We start from the raw sequence: 21,529 nt of genomic DNA, 5'->3' as shown, positions 1-21,529 counted from the left end.
AAGAAATGAAGTTGAAATTTTTAGGAACGGGAACTTCCCAGGGTGTACCCGTTATTGGATGCACCTGCGAGGTATGTACTTCAGAAAATCCCAAAGACAGTCGTCTCAGATCTTCTGTAATGGTGACCACCGATGAAAGTAAAAAAATACTGATCGACTGCGGTCCCGACTTCAGACAGCAAATGCTTGACAATAAAGAAAATACGGTTGACATCGCATTGCTTACCCACGAACACAACGACCATGTGATCGGTCTTGACGATATGCGTCCTCTGATTTTCAAAAGTGGAAATGATATGCCTCTTTACTGCTATTCGAGAGTGGGAAATGAGGTAAAGAAACGTTTTCCTTATGCCTTTACAGATGAGAGATATCCCGGAGCGCCTGCTTTTGAACTTCATGAAATTAAAAATAAGCCTTTTACTGTTTTAGATACTGAAATTACGCCTATTGAAGTAATCCATTTTAAAATTTCTGTGTTTGGATATAAGTTTAAAAATCTTGCTTACATTACCGATGCCGGCTTTATTTCAGATACGGAAAAGGAAAAACTTAAGAATCTGGATGTATTAATTTTGAATTGTATCAGAAAATTTGATCCGCATCCGGCTCATTTTATTCTTTCTGATGTCATTAAATTATTCGAAGAGCTAAAACCAAAGAAATTATTTTTAACACACATCAGTCATCATCTGGGGTTGCATGATGTTGAAGATAAATTACTTCCACCCGGTATGCATCTTGCCTACGATGGACTGGAAATAAATTTTTAATTTTTTCCTTAAAATATTTTTTGGGATTCATAAAAAGTTTCTATATTTGCACACCGATTCAAAGCACGGAACACTAGCCCAGGTGGCGGAATTGGTAGACGCGCTGGTCTCAAACACCAGTTCTTAGGAGTACCGGTTCGATCCCGGTCCTGGGTACAAGACCGGAAAGAGGTGATAATTCACTTTCTTTCCGGTTTTTTTTCGTTACTAACTCATTGTTTATCTGATTCGTAATTATGTTGGATCAGTTTCAAAAGTTGGGACTATGCAAAAAGTTTGGATAATCTGAACAGAAAAAACGATTTATCTTTTACCCCTCGCAGTTGTAATCTGAAGTTTTTGATTTTAGCATTAAAGGATTCGGCAGCAGCATTGGTGCTTCGGTTTTTAAAATAATTGAGGATGTCGTTGTAATGATGCGTAATTGTGTTTTTGAGGATAGAAAACGATTTAAAACCCGACTCTTCCACATCATTGAACCAATGAACCAGCTTCAACATGGCAACAGATTTAGGAATATTTTCTAAAACTCTTTCTTGATCCGTCATTTTTCTTTCACCATGAAGAAGCCATAATTTGTTTAGATTTAAAAAAATAAAAAAGATATATAAAATAATTTCATAGGTATTGCTTTCGATTCATTTTTTTACTACATTTGTCTCATAGGATTGCCTCGCCCTCGGGTGAGGTTGTCTTTTTTTATAAGGTTAGTATTTCCTCTCTGGTATAATGTGATATTACATTATTGATGACCAATCCTATTTTTTTCATTCCTTTATCATTTCCTGCCAATAAAGCCTGTTTAAATACTTCAATATTTTTAGAAATAAAAACAGCATCGTTTCCAAGATTGATGATACATTCTCTTGCTCCGGTCTTTCTGGCTTTTTTTACAGAATTCTTTAAGAAGTGATGTGAACTTCCAGGAATACTTCCATCCCACATTCTCGTATAGGAATAGTAACATCCGAACCCTTTAGTTCTTAAGTTATAAACATGAGGATTCTTCTTTATATCGGTATTGATTTCAGGAAGAACAAGATACTCATCCTGCATTTGTTTCCAAAAGCTCAAAGCTTCAGGATTATTCATATTAAATGCTCCGGTATTATCTTGATGACCACCTGTCGTATTGTAAAAAGTAAAAGGAGGCATCAATAGATTTTCATCCTTCGTCAGGTCTGAAGTGCCAAAATATGGTTTGTAACGGGCAAGATTGATATCGTCCTCAATAATATAAAGCAAATCATTCCCTATGGTAAAGATATTTTCCTGAATGCTCATCATTCCTGCCGTATTTTCTGTAATCACTTTGAAATGATGATAAATTGGATTTCCATCAGAATCCTGAACAGATAGATCTCCTGAACCCCAATTGGTATCAGCCAGACTTAATGATATCAGAGCATCATTGGTCTGAACATCAGCGATCTCTGTCCAGTTTCCCTGACTATTCATCTTATACAAATGATATTTTCCCTTATAGGCTTGTTTATCCCAATAAAATTTCACATCAGACAGTAAATGTTGGCTATTTTGGGGAAAAGCTGTATATGTTAATACGGGTGAGTTAGGAAGTACATTTTCGGTAATAGTGGTGACCATCAGTTTTGAAACTTCGGAAGGTGCGTAATCCGTTACAATAACAGGAGCTTGTCCATTATATTGCGGCTCCGCATATTCAATTTCTGCCTCTACTGTCACCCTGTAATACAAGGGATCACTGAAAGGAACTTCCGGCAGATCCGAAAAATCATCTAAAACGGTCCATAATTCATCTCCAATGATTCCTGCCTCCTCAAGATTTACTTCTTTAACCAATGTCATCGAACGAACTGATACCGCATCTGCCATATTCAATGCCCTATACAATTTTGCCTTTTTGATGTTATGGACACTATCATAGGAATTGATCTTCACATCCATTCCGGAAGAGATTCCTAAAACAGCATTTTCAAGTTTTGGAATAACACTTCTGATCTCAGGTGTTTTCACCGGATAGGAATTGACAAGTCTTACTGGTCCTACCGCAGGACTCAGCTCACTTTGTTCCATTTGGGAATTGGATTCCTTTACTGCGTAGAAATATACACTCTTAGAATTCCCGTCTAGGGTAAAGTCTACAAATAGTGTTTGATGCGGGTTGGTTCCCAAAACCTTTGCCATCGGTGCCATATCGAAGTCGGGAGAAGACGGATTCAAAAGTGTTCCGTTCCGATCTCTTATTACTTGCGTTTTTGGAATTGGCTTATAGTCTCCTGATTTGATATATTGATAAATAATTGGTATTTCAGTCAAAGGGACGTAGGTGTTCTGGACAGTTTGTTTTACAAAATCATAAAATTTCAATTCGCCATACCTTCCTTGAGAATCAACTGGAATCACAACCTTATCAAAATTATTAACATCCTGGATAGAAATATGTGGGACATTTACATTAAAGTAAATATTATGTTCATCAATAAAACGGTTAATATTTTCAAACAGGGCAAGGTTATTAGGAATCGGTAAACGGTATCCATTATATTCCTTAAACAGATGAGTAACAGCATCAATCGTTACATTCGCCAGGTCAAGCAAGCGGTCGTTGATGAATTCATCACTATTATTGTTTCTTATGTCCTCTACAGAATTTGCTTCTACATCTTCCCCGTATTTGGTTTGCTTGTAAAGCGAGCTTAGCAGAATATCATCATTCGTTCTTAAGAAATTTACACTGAAAGGCTTGTGCTCGTATTGGGTTGTAAAAGCATATGTAGAACGTCCGAAGTAATCAGGTCTGGTAGCATACAATGCTCCAATTGGTTGCTGAGGAGCTTGAGGAATCTGAATTTTCCTTGAAAACATCAGAGTCGGAGTAGAAATTTTAGATCTGTTATTACTCGTAATATCATTATCTAAACTTCTTAATCCGAAAATGGTATATTTCTCCAAAACATTTTCATCCTGCGAATAAATATTCTGTACATCTAAACGGCAAGGAGCATTATGATAGAGATATACTCTGTAACCAGGATAGAAGTTTACAAATGGCTCATAGATCGGTGTTATGGATGAATCAAATAGCTCGTCACTTTCATAACTTTCATCAAATGCATAAATGGTTAAATCCCCAGTTCCAATCGTATTCTGGTCAATTCTCAATACTTTTAAAATTTTTCTTTCCTCCGATGGCTTATCTTGTCGTGGAATTCGGATTGTTCCCTGATACCACTGCACGCTCACCTGTCCGGGAAGTGAATTATATTGAGGATGATTTTGTAAGGTATATCCAGGAAAAGTGATCTTATAAACTCCCTGAAAAACAGGTGTGATATTATCTGTAAATTCTACAATCTGAGCTTGTTTATATATTCCCCTGAACCTTCTGTAGTAGACATTTGTTGTGATATCAGGATCCTGACCTGAATAAGATACTACTTCTTCGGTATGCTCCGACCAGTCCGCAGCTCCGATTTTCACTTTTAACGGATGAGGATTTACATTTCCCCAAGTTGTTTCATTCTGCATATTTTCAACCACCATAAAAGATTGTCCGGCTGAAGGTGTAACAAAATTAGCAGGATCAAAAGGAATATTTCCACCTTGACCAAATGCATCAGCAACCTGTTTCTTTAAAATATGAATTATAGGAAGGTCAGGATTTGACCCCTGAATGATGTTTTGAATAATAAATTCGTCCGTTCCTACGGTAAGAACTCCACCTATATAATTAGGAATATCTGCTGATCCAATAGAGGGCGATAACACCTGTGAAGAATTTGGTGTATTTGGATCCCCTGTGCTGAATAAAGTTAGATTCCCTGTCTGGATCACAGATACCAAAGGGTTACCCGGCAGATCAGAAATACTTGAAATGGTTCCGAATATCTGTTTTGGAACTTGCGGACGGTAGAATAATTCCACTTCATCAGCAAACATTACCGGATTAGCGATCGTTTGATTGAAATCATTGACCTCCTGCCCATTGACTGATCTAAGATAGGAGATCATATCCTGAGAGGTGTCATAATCGAACGTAAGACGGATAAATGTCTTGTCCTGGATCGCTGTATTCGCAGTAATTATTTCAAGGATATCCTGTTCGTTCTGTGAAGTGAACAGTAAAGGATTTTCTTTTTGTATGAGAGTAGCATTAATATTTGATGGGGGTAATAGAATATTGGCCGGTCTTATTTCCGTTGTAACACCCCAGGTCTTGTACGAGGATCTTGATCTTGAAAACCAGTTAACCCCGTATGAACCATAGATATGGGTGGCCGTTTCCGTTTCCTTATGCACAAAGGCAGGTTGTCCTACATCTGGCAACGCAATCGAAACCGTTTCGTTGTGCGCAATGTTACCTAAAGAGTCCACATTCTGATATTGGATATCATTCGGTAATTCCGGAGATATCCATTGTGTCTCGCCCTCCCGTTTGTACTCTATACCCACAAATACCGGATAGGTAAATTTCGACATATCAAAGTTTTGGTTTGAAAAAAAGAACGGACTATCTTCTGGTTCATCAGGAGTCAATTCTTTCGCGAACAAGCTCAAAAATCTGGCCGTACCATCATGTGTGTATCCCTCATCATCCGTTATATTCTGCGTGTTTCCGGTACTTGGGTCAGAAGATATGATTCCCGGGACGGGTTCCAACAGGTCGACAGGAAGAGTAATTCGTTGGTCATTTAAAGATGTTGGCAAAGAGAGTGATAAATGTACTACGGTCTGTGCACCGTTTCCATCTTTTAAGTCTGCATCAGTAGTATACTGCGCAGCATAGACAAACTGAGTCCCATTATAAACTTCCGCAGAAAAATCCAAATGACCTAATCCAAGCATACGGGCAACGTGATAATCCAGGGAAGCCATCTGAAGGATGCTGAGATGTGAGATCTCCAGATTATTTTCATCATCAATAACTTCATTATTGTCATTCTCCAAATGGTATACCTCAATCGCAAGAGGATTGTTGGGATCATTGCTTCGTCCTATGTACTCTTTTACCGAATGTTTGATCTGATTTCTTTCGTCTTCCAGATTTCCATTCCATTTGGTAATATAATTTTTAATGTTTACAAATTCGCCATCATTATATCTTGGCCATACTGCGTGTATAGGATGATTATCGGGATCAGGATCCAGCCATTTCCTGATTTGATCGTCATCAAGAGATAAACTGTATTTTCCAATCTCCTGCCATCCGCCTGATCTGTTAGCAGAAAGAATAAAGTCATTATAGAATTCAAAGTCTATTGCTGTGATATAAGTTCCTGATGAGGAAAACCGGATGCTTCTTCCGTTTTCGGAAAATATTTTTTGCGATAGTCCATTTACGTCAAGATTTTGTCTATAAGTAGTATTTTTCGGAAGGTTGATCTGATTGGTTTCTACCGAGAGTATCTCGGTTTTAAATGTACCTGTGGAGCCGGTAGCATACATTCTCGTAGCGAAGAACAGATGTTCTTTTATTTCTATTTCAATCAGATGATTACCATATTGTTGAATAAACCCTGTCGGATTACCCAATGGATCTATCGAACTTCTGATTTGCTGGTATCGGGTCTGGTTCCTGAAATAAACATAGAATTTCTTATTATTTACCTGATACAGCCAGATCCCCATATTATCCACCGTTGCATTAGGCGGAACGGAAAAATCTAATCTGGTCGATACAGGGTTGTAAGGAACTCTGAATATTTTTACAAAATCATCCGCGCGGTTAAACCCTTCCGGAGCTCCGGAATAATGGTCTCCTTTTGGTAGATGCTCTGCAACAGCTCCTTTGAGCATCCATCTTAAATGAATCCCTGCCGAACTGTCCTGGCCTGTTGAACCGGCTGCCTGAAGATAAAGACAGGCAGATTGTTCCACCCCTTCTAAAATGGTTCCTTCAGATTTGCAAAGCTCGCTGACTTCCGGAGTTTCTACAGAATTTTCGTAAGAGATCTCTTTCTCCCTTGCTTCAACTTCCTGAGGCTTTCCTGTACGAAAATCCTCGGTATAACTTTGGCTAATAGTAAATTTATCTCGCTCTAATTCTTTTGTTACGCAGGTATTGGCATCTCTATCCATATAAATAGATAAACCGCTTCCTCCATCAGCAAAGGAACTTGCATACAACGAGGCCGTAAGGAAACCTGAAGATTCCAAAAACGACAACATATTAAAGGATGTACCTTCTAGATCTTCCGCAATTTGTTTTTTCCAAATAATATTTAAAGACAGATCTGTTTTATAAATGATATCCTCAATTGCAAAATAGAGATGGTCATTTGAAAGACAAAATGCATTTAAATCATTTCCCGTTATGATATAATTGGATGCCGATGCTGCGACGTTTTCCGCAACTTCCTGATTTTTATTTAAAAGTACTACACCGATTAAACCATCTCCATTTTCTACTTTTGCAGCCAATATACGATCATCATTCATCTCTATCCTAAAGATATTACGGAGATCTTCCCGCGCATTTAGGAAATAGATGTTCAGAACTGAAAAATCCCAACTGTACAATTCCGCAATTGCAGCTCTTCCCTCATAATTTCCGGCAAGATACAAAGTGTCTTTCTTAACCTGTAGATCATTCGCATTAATTATTTTGGATAGAGACACTTTTTGATGTAACTGACACGAACTGTCAAACCGTGATAAGGTTTGGAAAGTGATTCCGGAAGATTCATCGTATTCCAGACTAAGGACAAAAAAATAAGTATCGTTCTCCTTTGTGTTTGCAATTTTATGAATATGATATCCAACGTTCAAATGACTAAATGCCCTTGCTCTGTTAATATCACCATCACTATTGATTGTCAGGAGATTCAATGTACTGTTATCGGTACTTTTAGCCGTAATGATATATTGACCATAGAAAGCCGCTTTAACATCCGATTCCTTCGCAGGTATTGCCCCTACCTGGATCATTTCCAATTCTATTTCACCAAACGACATTTCGGAATGAAAAAATTCTTTTGACCACACCATTTTTCCATTGGTATCCGTTTTAGTGACATTGAAACGATCTCTTATTCTGCCCCCCGGGGAACCAATAGAATAAATATATGATTCACTATTCTCTACAAATTCTTTTGAGAATGACAGCGTGCGATTATATTGATTTACGAATGACATAGTCTTAGTTTATTTTAATGTTTTCTACGGTTATCGTCGAAGAGTTTATATATTCTGTCCCATTCCATGTTTTATAGATAAATTGGAAGTCAAGTTCTACATCATCGATCCATTTATTGTTATTCATAATAATTGCTTTGGCAAAATCTTTTGAATAAAGAAAATGGAAGTTTTGATTTACGGTAGCCGTACCATCTTGAAGCACTTCGATCATTCCCGGTTTAATACCGTTTCGGTTGACCTCACTCAATGGAATTTTCGGATGGTTGAACGGTTCAGGATTTCTGATCAGTAAAGCCACTACTTTTCCGGTATTGACGTCAATAATCTTATTAAATTCTGTGGTAACAGCATCTTGCAAAGGAGAGAACCCGAATAAACCTTCCATAATTCTATCAAACGGATGCTGATACTGCAATGCAATCTGCTCGCTTAGCGAATTACTTTGTCCTTTGATGGTATCAAATGCAGCCTGTATCTTATTCTGATCGATAGCTTTTTCCAATGGATAAACCGCCTGCTTGATCTGATCTTCACCATTTTCGTTCTTATAAGAGATAAAACAGCTTTTTACCTGCTCTTCAAATTTGCTGTACCGTGAAGTTTGAAATACAAATTTGTGTACTTCTTTAGCGTATTTTGCCTTCTCCTCTTCGTTAATATTTTGAATATCAAAAGCATTTTTCCCCCAATAGAAATTAAGTACCTGAACAGTATATAGCTTTTGTGGTTTCAGTTTTTTTGGAGTAATAATCCGATAGCTTGATTTAGGTTTTATAAGCTCTATATCTCCTATACAGGTATTATTTAAAAGCATATTAAAATACTGGTTATAAACCGGAGGTACAGGTGGATTATCATCCTCTTCCCAAGATTCTATAGTTTGAGGAATTTCTATGTCTTCCACAACCGTATCCAGCCTTGGCGGATTGATAATTTCCGTTCCCTCAACCGGATCCTTTATTATGATTTTCATCGTTCCACCAAGCTCAGGAAATAGTGTCATACCATTAGTATCTTTAATGGCCTTCCATCCTTCAAGTAGCTTTGAAACAAAGGTTTTGTTAAAATATAGTCTGATCTCAGTAGTTTCATCATTATAAAACAATGGTTTTGCATTGGCCACATTTCCGTCCGCATTAGGATAAGACCTTTCATAATCAATATAGTTTCTCAAATTGGTATGAGGATACAGATCTGGATGTGGTGTTTGAGTATCATCAATAATATTCCAGTTCTGATCGCGTATAACTCCTATGGTATCTTCAAGGATATTGCTTGAATTTTCAATAGGAATATCTCCATATGTTGACTGATGATCCAGATGGAAGAATCCCAATGGTCCTGCTGTACGGAATCCATAAGCATATTCATAATTACCCTGACCTTGACCATTATCAACTTCATCTTTTAATTTAAATTTTACATAGTATTTCGTATCCGGCCTCCAAATTGGCTGAACAGATTGAGTAATACTGGCTACTGTGCCCTGGACGTCTGAAGTAATTGCTCCTTGTCCCGGTATGTTAATATTGTAAGTATAATTATCTACAGTTAGCCATTGGATTTCATGGAAAAGTGTGATACATTTCTTATCTGGCTTACAATTCCCTAAATCTTTAATAATTGCAACCAATTCATCACATGCTTGATTATAGCTTACCTCATTGAGTGAATACAACATCCATCCTCCTTGGAGTATTGATTGAATATAAGTAATTTGCCTATCAAGTATTGAATTTAAATAGCTGTAGCTTGGATTCTGTTTTATAAAATCAAAGTATGCGCTCAAGAGAGGAGACTCGCTTATCGGAGGTTTGTCCGCGAAATGTCCATGGTTCTGATAAGAAAGATAATCGGCCAGATCACATAGCATCTGATCTTCGCAAGGACGAACAATTTTCAGCCAATTTAAAATTTGTTCATACTTAGATTTTAGTATTTCAAAGCGATCTATTATCCCATTATAATCATTTGGATATCCAGATATAAATCGTTCTAAATTTCTAAGATATCTTGCATATTGCTCCATATTAAGCACAAATAAAGATGAGTCAATACCGCTTCCGCTTAATATTTCAAGAACTACTCTAAAGACTTCCAGATTATTTTTTATAAATTCCGCATAGACTTCCTTCAATGTCTCAGGATCAGGCTGGTCACCACGATACGGATACATTTGATTAAAATTATTGTTATAATAGCTTATCAGATCAGGATAAATTCGACATGCGATCTCGTAGTACTCGTTCACTACGCCCTCACATCCAATCGATTGCAATTTTTGAAGCTGTCTGGATAAATTATTGTACAATTCTGGGTTACTTGGCTGTACATTATCAATATTTCCACCATGTTCCAAAGCAATTTGATAGCCTTCATCCATTAATATAGCCATTTGCTCCATAATTTTATTAATAGCTTGAACATCCGGCGTATCCGGTGTTATGACAACTCGTGTAATTCCTTGCTGAACGTCTGTTGTCTGGTACCAAACAGCATCCTGATCTGTGAGTTCGTCTTTAGTTCTGTAAACTTCCAGAAGATTGTTATACTGTGGATCATAAATCGGACTGTCCGGATCTTTTGCGTAAAATGCAATCGTTAAGCCTGTGCTGTAGGTGCTTAACTTTAGCTTAATATCCAAGGATGGAGCAGGAAGCATAATGATCAGTGGTGTCCTATTTGGAAATTCCAAAGACTGATTGAAACCGAAGACATTAGGCTCATCTGAAACTACTGCCGAATCCCCTTGCATGGTAACACTTCCATCAGCATTCACGATATACTGCACATCCCCCTGCAATTGATAGGAGGCTCCTTTACTGTGGAAGAAGTTAGAGGTCGATGCGTAATATACCGTACCCAGTGGTTTGTCCAAGAAATCGGAAATGGAATGTTCTATGGTCTGCCCTTGACAGAAAAGTGTTGAAGGCATTATGCCATATTGTTCAGGGATGAACCAACCCGGCTGCCCTTGCTCCGTATAAGAGAACGGCGTTGTTGCTAATAAACGGATTGCATTATACTGGTCATCCTTTTTCTGCCATTGTCCGACTTTAAGACCAACAAAAGTATTGGCATCTTCCGGATATAAAGCGACATATGGATTATAGTCTTTCCATTGTCCGGTCAGCTCGCTATAGGCTTTGATTTCGATACTTTCCACAGAATACTGGTGTTTCACCTGTCTTAGTTCCAAACCTTTCATTACTTTTTCAGGTGGAATCAGGTCTGTGTACAATCCTGCAGGATTGCTGTACCCCCCAATTATGTTGGCAGTCGCGGTATTAGGCAATAATCCTTTGGTGGTTTTGATATCAATATAAGTATCCAGTGGAACAACTTTAGTTATTAAATCCGGATTAATTGAATTTGGATTGGTAAATCTTACCAGATCAAAGGTCTCATTGGTTAGCATACTGACCCCTTTCACAAGACCATCTTCCTGTCCAGAAATTTCGGTGAATGGATTAACCGGAGTTCTGTCTACCTGTTTGTTGAACTCCCATTTCAGTTCTATCTGCGCTTTGAACTTGATCTTGAAGAACAGTACTTTTATTTTAAATTCTACCGTAAAGCGTCCATAGATCAGGAATGGTTTCGGAGATTCTACTGCCAGTAAAATTGTTACTGCAATATAGATCCTGAATATTTTTACGTTAATGTCAATCGCCAATCCAGCCTCAATATAAGCGCCCATTTGTGGTTTCTGGAAACTGATTCTTCCACCTAATTCGAGATATGCCAATACAAAGATTTTAACCGGACCAAATTTTCTGTCAAACCTGAATTCCCCTCTTGCTCCTGCTTTTATTCCTTTTCCGGAAATCATCAGATATGATTTCAAGGTGAAAAGCTCCATCAGTAGTTTTGCGGTAATAGGCTGTTGCTCTGTTCCGAAATTGATGTACCAAGCAGAAGGATTATTAAAGAAGAAGCCAGCCTGAATCTCCGCATAGAGCTTAATAATATCCCCGGAACTCTCAGGGAACTTATAATCTGCTCCGAAACCAAATTCCAGGGAATTATCACCGAAAATGAAGAATGCGAAGAACGGCGGATCATCAGAAAAGCTTACACGTTTGGAAAGAAGTTTCATACGTGCATCAACCATTACCATTGAAGGCAATGACAGTAGCAGCATCGCATTGGCGGAAATAATATTTCCCATTGCCATTGTGTCACCAATGATAGCACCTACTCCCAATGAGAAAGGAAAGCCATAATCCTCTGTCTGGTCGGGACGACTGAATTTTTTGACATTGACTCCTCTTGTTGGAGCGGTATAATATTGATACCATGTGTTGGTCTCGTTCATACCAATGGCTTTTTTCTCAGCTACGTAACGATAACCTAAAAGTCCCCGGAAACCATACAGCGAAACTGGTCCCAATGCGATGGGGTTTGGTAATTCTATAGCGGCATCAATAAGAAATGCAGGATATTTTGGAGCCAATCGCATATCCACTTTTCCATTGATCCTAGGTTTCTTTATTTTAAGGTCTACACCTCCCTGATATTCCTGTAGTGGATCACCAGGTTCAGGAATAGTTAGCCAACCTTTGATGGCAACACTTGGATCACCGGAATTGGCTGGAATAACCATATCGATATGAATGGTCTGGATATGAAGATAGGAGTCATGTGGTTTGTCAGGTCCGTCATCTATGGTGTAATAGTACTTAATACCATCTCCACGGGCATCGATACCCGCAACACCAATACTTACCCCGCCATCAAAACCGAAGTAGTTGTATTTCCTGATCTTTCCTTTATATTCTCTTTCGTGGGAACCAAAGTGAATGGCTGTCACGGAAAGCTCTGTGGGACCTATTTTTAATTTTACAGGCTTAGGAAGTGTGAGGTTCCCTCCGTTTACGCGGAAGTCTATACGCCCATCACTATAAATACGAAGAGCAGAAATACTGATGGTTTGTCCTTCCAGCAGATCGCCGAGGAAGTCTAAGAACTCTATTTCAGCAGTTGCTCCAATGAATAGGTCGTCTCCTTCTTTACCCAATTCTATTGAATTAAGATGTAATTTAAATACATTTAAAAAAGTTATGGTTGGATTAAAAGGTGGAACCGCGGATGCAGTTAAAAGAAAATCTCCATTTCCTTCCAAATGTCCTACCACATCTAAAACAGCCTGATCACCGTCTGCATCTTTAAATGTTGGAATTTCAAGACGCGCTCTGATATTGGAGGATACAATATCGCCTTGTGAAAATGTTATATCAAATGAATTAAATCCTAATTTCCATGCTTTGGCTTCATCTTTTCCTAAATTTATCCAAAAGAAATCACTTTCTCCCGGAGGATTTCCTGTGTTAATTGCCTCTAAGGCTATAGTTCCAGAAATGCCTCCAGTACCAATTAACAGTCTTTTACCAGAAATTTTTAATGTTTGAGAAGCATTAGGATCCTTAGAAAACCATTTTTTTGGAAGAATGATATCCGTCTGTTCCGTGTAGACTCCCATAAACTCAAGAGGTCGCCCGTCTGCGTTTGCCTCTGGAAAATTAGTTTTTGTACTGAGATCAATCTTCAGATTATGAATATTAACAATTAATCCTGTATTTCCTATTTGTACTGGAGTAATTGTATTGATAACAATATCCATGTTATATCCAAAACCTTGTGTCGTATCTGCATAAAAAAGCGCTTCAGCAAAAGTGAAGAGAGCTTTTGGTTCTTGCTCAATCGCCGGAGCACTGGGATTTGTAACTGGTATTGGTTCGTATGAAACATCTGTATTATTAATTATAGTCCCTTCCGGATAAACTGGCACCAACATATTACGAGGAAATTCTATCCCGGCAATTAAAGTAAGTGTGGCTCTGAACTTTGGAACTATTATATCTTTAATAAAATCATCTATGTTTTGTGGTACAAAACTTTGATAATAGCTTTTAATATTGGTAAATGTTTCATTGAGATCATTTGTGACCAAATAAGTTCCGCAGGCAATTATAGAACTATAATTATTCCCACTGATTGCATAAATTTGAGTAACAATTTCGCTTAACTTAGTATCGTCTTCTGGTGCAGGAATATTACTTCCTAAATAATCATTGATGTCAGAAACAAATTGTTGTAATGGAGTTACCGTATCGTTATCTGGTACTACAAATAAATTAATAAACTGAGCAAGCGCCTGCTCTTCAGTGATATTTAAAACACGAAGTGCTGTTTCGAAAAAAGCTTCTGGGGTAAAGGAAAAACTTCCCAAATCAAATGCACGAAGATATGCCAGTATTTTCCATTGATAATCAATTGTGATAGGAAAAGAAGAAATAGAAGAGTCTCCTCCTGTAAGGTCGGGATTAAGCACTAAATAAATACCTGTGCCGGGAAGCTCTATGTCTAATCTGTCGGATGACACAATAGACAAACTATAAGAAGCGGCATCACCTCTTGGGCTTTTACTATATTGCAGGTCTTTATAATGTATCTTATCAAATAGCCATAAGATACCATCCTTTACAAAGCCTAAAATTTCAGGAATATCATCCTGACTCATAACAGAAGATAATGAAGGATAATATCTTCTGGTTACTGGTGGTTGAGATGTTCCGTTTGGCATAGTCAGAGTTTTTATTATTACTTAATTCACTTTATTGTTGTAGGATTACAATGTATCCAAATAGTTTTTCAATGCCTGATTAAAATTTGCCATTTCTGTCAAATTATGTTGGTTATATAATGATATCTCGTTCTGCAAAAAAGTAGCATACGGAATGTTCAAGATTTTCATTATTATTGCCATTCTTGATGATGCAGGGTCATTATAAAAATCTATTTGGTCATCGTCGCTCAAGCTCTCTCCATAATTATATAAGCTTTGTAGTGTTGCATTTTGATTGACGAAATTAATAGCAGCATTCATTAATTGATTTAAGTAAGGATATGCCTCGTTGAATGAGGCAGTATCTGAAACAGGATTGTCTAATAGAAAATAATGACCACTTTGCCCAATTACAGTATCTCTATAGCTTTTATAAAAAGTTTTAGAATTTAAACTATGACCAAAATCCAAATTAGGAACTGTTTGCCAGACCTGATGAAATATTTGCTCTACTTGTTTAAAACAAATACCAACACTAATTCCATTAAAAGTTACATCAAAAGGATAATCTTCTTTCAGTCCAAAAAAGATAGTAATTTCTTTTGTAGAATCATTTTTTATATAATTACCACTACTATCCAAAGTAAATCCACCTGGAGTAAGGTTTGATAAATTAGATAATAAATTCTCCTTATTGTATGTTATATCGCTCATAATCATCATAATGTGTCCAGATAATTTTTTAATGCCTGAAAGAAAGCGGCTTCTTCTACATCTGATTGTTGATTATAATGATTTACCACATCTGTTGCATAACTTAAATAATTACTATTATTTAACAATTTCAAAATAATCATTTTTCTTGCAGGTAATGGTTGATTATAAAATTTTGCCTGCTCTTGTATGGTCATAGTTTCAGCGTAAGTAAATAAACTTTGTAATGTAGAATGTTGATTTACAAAGTTTAGAGCTGCGTTCATTAATTGATTCAAATATGGAAAGGCTTCGTTAAATGATGCAGTATCGGAAACAGGATTGTCCAATAGAAAATAATGACCACTTTGACCTATAACATTGTCCCTAAAACTTGTTTTAAATGTAGCTGATGATAAATCGTGACCAAAGTCTAAATTGGGGAAATTTTGCCATATTTGATGAAATATCTGTTCAACTTCTGGAAAAGACATTCCCACTCCAATAGCACTAAATGTTGCATCAAAAGGAAAATCCTCACGAATGCTGAAGTAAATGTCAATTCGTTTGTTATTTTCAACCTTAAAAAAATGACCTTCACTGTCCAAACTATAACCAGTTGGCTTTAGTAAATTTAAATGAACTAGTAAATCTTCTTTATTGTATGTTGTACTCATATTATTTCTACGGTGTTAATTTTATAATATCATTGATAGCATTACCTGTGGCATTATCATATAACTTTAAGAATGTTGGACTTCCATTAAATTTTAATCGCTTACTTTTATTTGTTAACTCAAATGCATTGTCGTAGGCTGAAAGCAACTTTTTATTTCTTACGACATATCCTTGAGCAGCACTTTGCAAAGCTTCCAACTGTCTTGCACTTAAGTTTGTAGTACTCTGTAATTTAGTTTCTAATACAATTATATCCTCAATAATCTCCTTACCAAATTGGTCTGTTCCGTATTTAACAAATAATTGGTCTGCTACGAAGAAATTTTCAGTATTGCCTATTTTTAGCTGTACGCTAGAAAACATTTGATATTCATCCAAATTCTTTCCGGTAAGCGTTAAAATCTTTGAACGCACAAGAGTATGTACGGGCGATCCAATTTTAGATAAGCCGGTGGTACATAATGTCTCAAACTTTTTACCTATGCCAAAAATATGCTTAGCAAATATACTTTTTCTCCAGTCTAGCCAGCGAGCATTGGTATTATCCCTTGCGGCATAGGCAAAAGCAGGATTTTCCAGCATTGGTTTCATAACATTATTAATGTCGCTTGGGCTTTGCTTAATGCGTGCCCTTACGCCCGGACCACGGTCTGAGTGTCTCATCTCGTGTAGTACGTTATCTATCATATCATCCGCCATATTATCAAACTGTCGCAGCACAGGAACATTGTTTGCAAACTCACCAAGAGTATCGCCGCTCATTTTCGTCCACGCCTTTATAAAACCTGGACCACCGGGAAGCGGAGACAAGGCTCCGTGTTGTTTTAAAAATTTTTCTCGTAATATTCTGTCCAGCCCTGCAACAGCTTCTTTAAGACTACTATTGCTGTAATAAGCAATATATCTCGGTGCCATTACCGCATCTGCCAGTAAATCTACATTAGTAATCTCATCTGTTATCTCAAGATTTCGGAACTGTTTCCAGTTATCCACCGCAGCTCCATTATTTGCCGTAAGTTTTGCCCAAAAAGCATTATCACGCTGCACCATCCCAAAATCGTTGAAAAAGTTGATTTTTTCTGCATCATTAGATAATCGGTTGACAATATTTGCGCTGTCTGGTATCTGATTCATCATATGAACGTAGTCATCCAAGACATTTACATCAGCCAGTTTATTAATGTCAGTTTTTAATCTGAGATATTGGTCGAGATCCCATTCTGCAGGATAACCCAAATCCTTAAGCTGTTTAGCTTTCTTTCGGATCATTTTGCTTGCAACCAAATCCATCCCGAGCGATCCCATCTGCATCCAAAAAAGAATATTGTCAATGGCTTTGCAACGCTGATATGCCACATTTGGATCTTCCGGAATTTGACCTTCAGGATTATTATCATTGATTTGACCTGTTACCGCTTGTTGATATATCTGACAGCCATTGGTGTAATATTGTAAAAAAATCTGAGTAAAAGAGGCAGATAATTCTACTGCACCGGCAACTCCCTGCAGTGCATAGTAACCGGACCTTACAGCAAAAACAGCCTCCTCTCCAACTAATGTCCCTCTGATAACTTTTCCTATCTTGCTTAAATGTCTTAAATGTCGAAGTTTACTTAGATTTCCAATACCTGTAAAAGTAAGAGCAATATCAAACGCCAGACCGATACCTGTCCAAAGATCTTCTTTATCTCCTTTGTCATCAATATATTTCAAAAAGAATAGCGGCAAGAGAGCCGTAGTTTCACCATTTGGTGAAGCATCTAAACCAATCATTGGGATTTTTATAGCAACATTATCTTCCTTATATTCATTGAGAGTTATTGCCTGATAAATATTATAGCTCCCTACAGTTACCCAAGACCTTCTTACACCAGATTGAAATTCTTTAGTTGTTGGTACTACCTCTATCTTCTCTTCCTGAGCATCGATATTTTGATTATTGAATATGAAATTCATATTATCCATATAAAAACCAAAAAAGAGCTCGGATTCGTATTTTATTGTAACGGGTTTATTGTTGTAGGTATTTGCTAGAGCTTCAGTGTTAGTGTCGGAATTTATTGGGTTGTATTCAGATACAAACCATAAGATATACATAGTCATCATAAAATCCTTTCGATTGTCTGAACCGAAAAGCAATATCTTATCATCAATTCTTCTGTATAGTGCTTCAAAAAGCGTAACATTGTTGTTGCTCCATTTTACCGACTCAGACAAAAGAAGTCCCAAAAACTCGTCTGCTTCTTGAAAAGTTATCGATTTTATAATCGTCAAAGCAATCAGCTCATCTTTATTATACAAAGCATTATTGACCAGCATTTTTAATATATCTATCCTAAAATGAACAGGTATGATTCCTATCGCGGAAGAAGGTAGGATACCAATAAGATATTTAATCCTTCTATTACTTCTTTCTACTAATGTTCCTGTATCGTCAGGAAATATCTGTGCAGACGTTCTGAAATAGACGTTGATGTAGAAATTAACTAATGCATTGTAATATTGATTTATTACACTTTCATAGTCCGAAGAATAAGTAGTAGGTAAGATTGGATCAATATCAAATTTTGTCTTGTCGGAATGAATATAAAAATATCCCCAATTCAATAAGATTTCTCCCACAATCTGATCACAAAGTGGTAAATTATTATAAGGGACACTGTTATTATTGTATTTTTTTTCATCAAATGCATTATAAATAGCTTGAAATGTATTGATTGCGATTTTCTCAATATGTTCTTTACATCTAACTATTCTCCAACAAATAAAAATATTGGCGATACACAAAGTATCCTTTTGTTCATCAGAAACGCCCCAACCTGAAATATGCTCTCCAAAATTTTTCACATAAAATCTTTCTGAGGCTTCACTCGACCGGTCTATTTTGATTTCATCGACTTTCGAATACTCGGGACTAGACAAATTATTATTTACAGGAGGATAATCACTTGGTGAATTATACCTTAGTGGTTGATTAATATCCGGGTCATTTTTTATCTTAAATTCATACTTTTTATTATAGTAGTATTCGTTGTAAGGCTTTTTGGGAAATAGTACATTTACTGTCAGTAAATCACCTTCATTACCTAATTTAAATCCCCATTTACTATTTTCTTCAAATAAATTAATTGGAAAATAATGTTTAAACCCCATTCCGATTTCTGTTCCTGATAAAAGCTGGTCTAATTGTAATGCTCCATTTTTATATTTATAAAAGGAATTAACCTGATAATATCCCGGTCTACAATTTTTTTTGTCTTCTTCTTTAAAATCAGATTTTCCAAAGTACGAAAATGATAAAGTTTTCGTGTCTATAACCAAATCAAATTCCCATAACATACCTGTATTGAAATAAGAATCATTAATTACCGAATACGATTCTGTAGATTTTTTTACCGGTAAACCATTATAAGTTAAAATAACATTTTCCATTATAAATCAGGCATTTCAAAGTTAGTATCTGGAATTGGTTCCAATGATTTTACATATTGGCTGTATGCTGCTGAAAAATAAACAAACTCATCAATCGTATAAACTGCTAGCTCTTGTATTGGAGCAAATATTTTCAAGTCGCCATCTGAATTTTCAGCAGTAATCATCAAAACGTATTTCTTAAAATTTATATTTTCAGGAGAAGAATATTGATCTTGTTCTGATTGCAGTAAATTTTTAAAAAAGATCTTACTATTTGATAAAGATTGCTGCAACATCAGATTTTTAAGACTTAAATATTCATCCTTTGAAATTCCTAAGATCTTTTTTGATGGTTTTGTCAGATCATTTGTATTTATTAGAAGCCCTTGGACTGCAAAATCGTTATCTGTAAAAGATTGCGAAAATAAATAATAGGGAGGTTCTGGCCGAAAGAAATTGTTTGTAATTTCTGGTTGATAGTTTATAGTTCCAGAGGAAACACTATCTATATTGGTACTTGTACTCTCAAAATTATTCCCTGTTTCTTGACGAATATAATCTAATAATGTTTCAAAAGTTACTCTTTCAAAATAATTTTGCCCATCAATATCTATTGCATCAAAAACTCTGCGTATTTTCACTAATCCAATGTCTTTAGTTTTTAGACTATTAGGGAAGTTTATAATTTGATTTAAATATTCCGTCACTATTGGCAATTCTAATCCAGAGCGGCTAACATTAAATGATTTTGCCGTCAACAATCCAAAATTATCATCAATATCTTTTACGAAATGAAATTGTTCACTGTCATTTTCTTTTATTATCAATTGGTTTCCTTCATAATTAATTTGTACTATCGACGACACAGTACTGCCACTTACTATAGGAAATTGAAGAGCAATAGGTTTAGTATATCTTATAATTTCTTGAATTTGATCTTTTTCAGAAAGCACAGGTTCCAGTATGTTTTGATTCCTAACGAAATTATCTTCATGATCTGAAATAAGCGAGCCTGTTTCAACATATATACAAGTTTCTTCTGATCCATCTGTCAAAAGTTCAAGATATAATTTATCGGAGATATTAGTTACTTTATGAATAGGCCAAGCATATGTATCAAAGGTTTTTTCAGTAAGATTTAGGATATCATTACCTATTTTTAGATTATTTGAATCAATTTCAGAAATCACATAATTGCCATAAAAATTATATGACCTTAATCGCTCGCTTTGTATGTAAAGATAAACAGTATTTTTTGTGTAAAAATTCTGTATTTGGCTATAAATCCCTTCAATAGATGTGATTGGAGATGATGAACTACCCACATATAACTTGCCATCCCCCCCTGCATGTAATCCATAAAATGAAGCTACATCAATAAACTGAGTGCATGTTTCTCTAATCAGTTTATTCTGAAAATCCGAATTAGAGGCTTGGGTTGTAAGTTTATGATTTGACGAACGAGCAAATTCTAAATTAAATTGAAAAGGGTTGGAGTCGTTCTCTATGTAAAAATCACCTTTATTTAATACAATATCTAATCCAATTTCGCCAGTAGCAGTTCCCAATTGCAGTCCTCTTGGTATTAAAGGAAGCTCGAACGCGAATTTTGGAATTTCATTTTCTGTATTGGTATCATATTCAGTAATCTTATAAAAATATTTATCTATCAGGTCAGAAAGTTGTTGAGAGCCACCAGGTGCTGGAAAGCCTATAAATTCCTCCAAAAAAACTGGTTGATTTGACGGATCGCTACTATAGAATTTATTAAACTCTTTCCAGATATACTTTACAAAATCACTTCCCGAGCTTTCGCTACCACTAATTTTTAACCTGTTAACCCCTTGTACAACAACATCACTAAAAAAATCGCTCTTATTGAGTCCTCTATATACAAAATACTTTATAGCTAACCCATTGATTGGTTGCTTAAAAGGTTTTAAAATAATATTGACCTTGTCATTATTTCCTATTTGTGGTTGAACGAATATTTGTCCTTGGCAAATTGCAAAGACCCTTTTTATTCCCGAAAATGTCACTTTAGATGTAGTAGTAAAATCTAAATTAGACATTGATGCAAAACTATTTGCTTCGACCTGTGAAAATAAATTATCTTCTAGAAAAAAATGAGAAATCATTTGAAGAGAAGCTCTTACATTTTTTCCTTCATTTGAAGTTGTTAATTTTTGATATTGGGGACTATTTTCGACTTGAGGAGGCATAAAAATACTATTTGTTACGGTTAAAAATTATTCAAAAACACCTTATTAACCAAGTTTTACAT

8 protein-coding genes and 1 tRNA gene are annotated in these 21,529 nt (G+C 36.1%); 2 read left to right on the top strand and 7 right to left on the bottom strand.

Features of this window, described 5'->3' with window-relative positions; translation table 11 throughout:
* Positions 1 to 5: 5 nt before the first annotated feature.
* Together AC3WV0_RS13875 and AC3WV0_RS13870 are read left to right on the top strand one after the other, a co-directional pair.
* Positions 6 to 773, top strand: coding sequence for an MBL fold metallo-hydrolase (locus AC3WV0_RS13875; protein ID WP_488846700.1), 768 nt, complete (start codon positions 6 to 8; stop codon positions 771 to 773).
* A gap of 76 nt (positions 774 to 849) precedes the next feature.
* Positions 850 to 929, top strand: a tRNA-Leu gene (locus AC3WV0_RS13870).
* 107 nt (positions 930 to 1,036) lie between these two features.
* Here the strand turns inward: AC3WV0_RS13870 and AC3WV0_RS13865 are convergent.
* The 7 genes from AC3WV0_RS13865 to AC3WV0_RS13835 all read right to left on the bottom strand — a co-directional run bounded on the left by AC3WV0_RS13865 (position 1,037) and on the right by AC3WV0_RS13835 (position 21,467).
* Positions 1,037 to 1,321 (bottom strand): transposase, encoded by a 285-nt coding sequence (locus AC3WV0_RS13865; RefSeq protein ID WP_488846699.1) that lies wholly within the window; start codon positions 1,319 to 1,321, stop codon positions 1,037 to 1,039.
* Positions 1,322 to 1,472: 151 nt separating this feature from the next.
* Complete coding sequence (locus AC3WV0_RS13860) at positions 1,473 to 7,889, bottom strand: hypothetical protein (RefSeq protein WP_488846698.1); 6,417 nt, start codon at positions 7,887 to 7,889, stop codon at positions 1,473 to 1,475.
* A 4-nt stretch (positions 7,890 to 7,893) separates the two neighbouring features.
* Positions 7,894 to 14,478, bottom strand: a complete 6,585-nt coding sequence (locus AC3WV0_RS13855) for a hypothetical protein (protein WP_488846697.1) — start codon at positions 14,476 to 14,478, stop codon at positions 7,894 to 7,896.
* 45 nt (positions 14,479 to 14,523) lie between these two features.
* Entirely contained in the window at positions 14,524 to 15,174 is a 651-nt protein-coding gene (locus AC3WV0_RS13850; protein WP_488846696.1) for a hypothetical protein, read from the bottom strand.
* Positions 15,175 to 15,179: 5 nt separating this feature from the next.
* The gene (locus AC3WV0_RS13845; RefSeq protein WP_488846695.1) at positions 15,180 to 15,830 is read right to left on the bottom strand and encodes a hypothetical protein; all 651 of its coding nucleotides are present in this window, start codon (positions 15,828 to 15,830) and stop codon (positions 15,180 to 15,182) included.
* 7 nt (positions 15,831 to 15,837) lie between these two features.
* Positions 15,838 to 19,263 (bottom strand): hypothetical protein, encoded by a 3,426-nt coding sequence (locus tag AC3WV0_RS13840; RefSeq protein WP_488846694.1) that lies wholly within the window; start codon positions 19,261 to 19,263, stop codon positions 15,838 to 15,840.
* On the bottom strand, positions 19,263 to 21,467 hold the full coding sequence (locus AC3WV0_RS13835) for a hypothetical protein (protein ID WP_488846693.1): 2,205 nt from the start codon (positions 21,465 to 21,467) through the stop codon (positions 19,263 to 19,265). Before AC3WV0_RS13835 ends, AC3WV0_RS13840 begins: the two co-directional genes overlap by 1 nt.
* Positions 21,468 to 21,529 lie beyond the last annotated feature (62 nt).

This window comes from Chryseobacterium sp. 27AL (assembly GCF_057815395.1).
Note: the sequence above shows the minus strand (reverse complement) of the source record. Positions and strands in the feature narration are given on the sequence as shown.

What these genes read in the sequence shown, in the direction of transcription:
- AC3WV0_RS13835 (WP_488846693.1), bottom strand. Translation starts at nt 21,467, where the DNA reads ATGCCTCCTCAAGTCGAAAATAGTCCCCAATATCAAAAATTAACAACT.
- AC3WV0_RS13845 (WP_488846695.1), bottom strand. Translation starts at nt 15,830, where the DNA reads ATGAGTACAACATACAATAAAGAAGATTTACTAGTTCATTTAAATTTA.
- AC3WV0_RS13840 (WP_488846694.1), bottom strand. Translation starts at nt 19,263, where the DNA reads ATGGAAAATGTTATTTTAACTTATAATGGTTTACCGGTAAAAAAATCT.
- AC3WV0_RS13855 (WP_488846697.1), bottom strand. Translation starts at nt 14,478, where the DNA reads ATGCCAAACGGAACATCTCAACCACCAGTAACCAGAAGATATTATCCT.
- AC3WV0_RS13865 (WP_488846699.1), bottom strand. Translation starts at nt 1,321, where the DNA reads ATGACGGATCAAGAAAGAGTTTTAGAAAATATTCCTAAATCTGTTGCC.
- AC3WV0_RS13850 (WP_488846696.1), bottom strand. Translation starts at nt 15,174, where the DNA reads ATGAGCGATATAACATACAATAAGGAGAATTTATTATCTAATTTATCA.
- AC3WV0_RS13875 (WP_488846700.1), top strand. Translation starts at nt 6, where the DNA reads ATGAAGTTGAAATTTTTAGGAACGGGAACTTCCCAGGGTGTACCCGTT.
- AC3WV0_RS13860 (WP_488846698.1), bottom strand. Translation starts at nt 7,889, where the DNA reads ATGTCATTCGTAAATCAATATAATCGCACGCTGTCATTCTCAAAAGAA.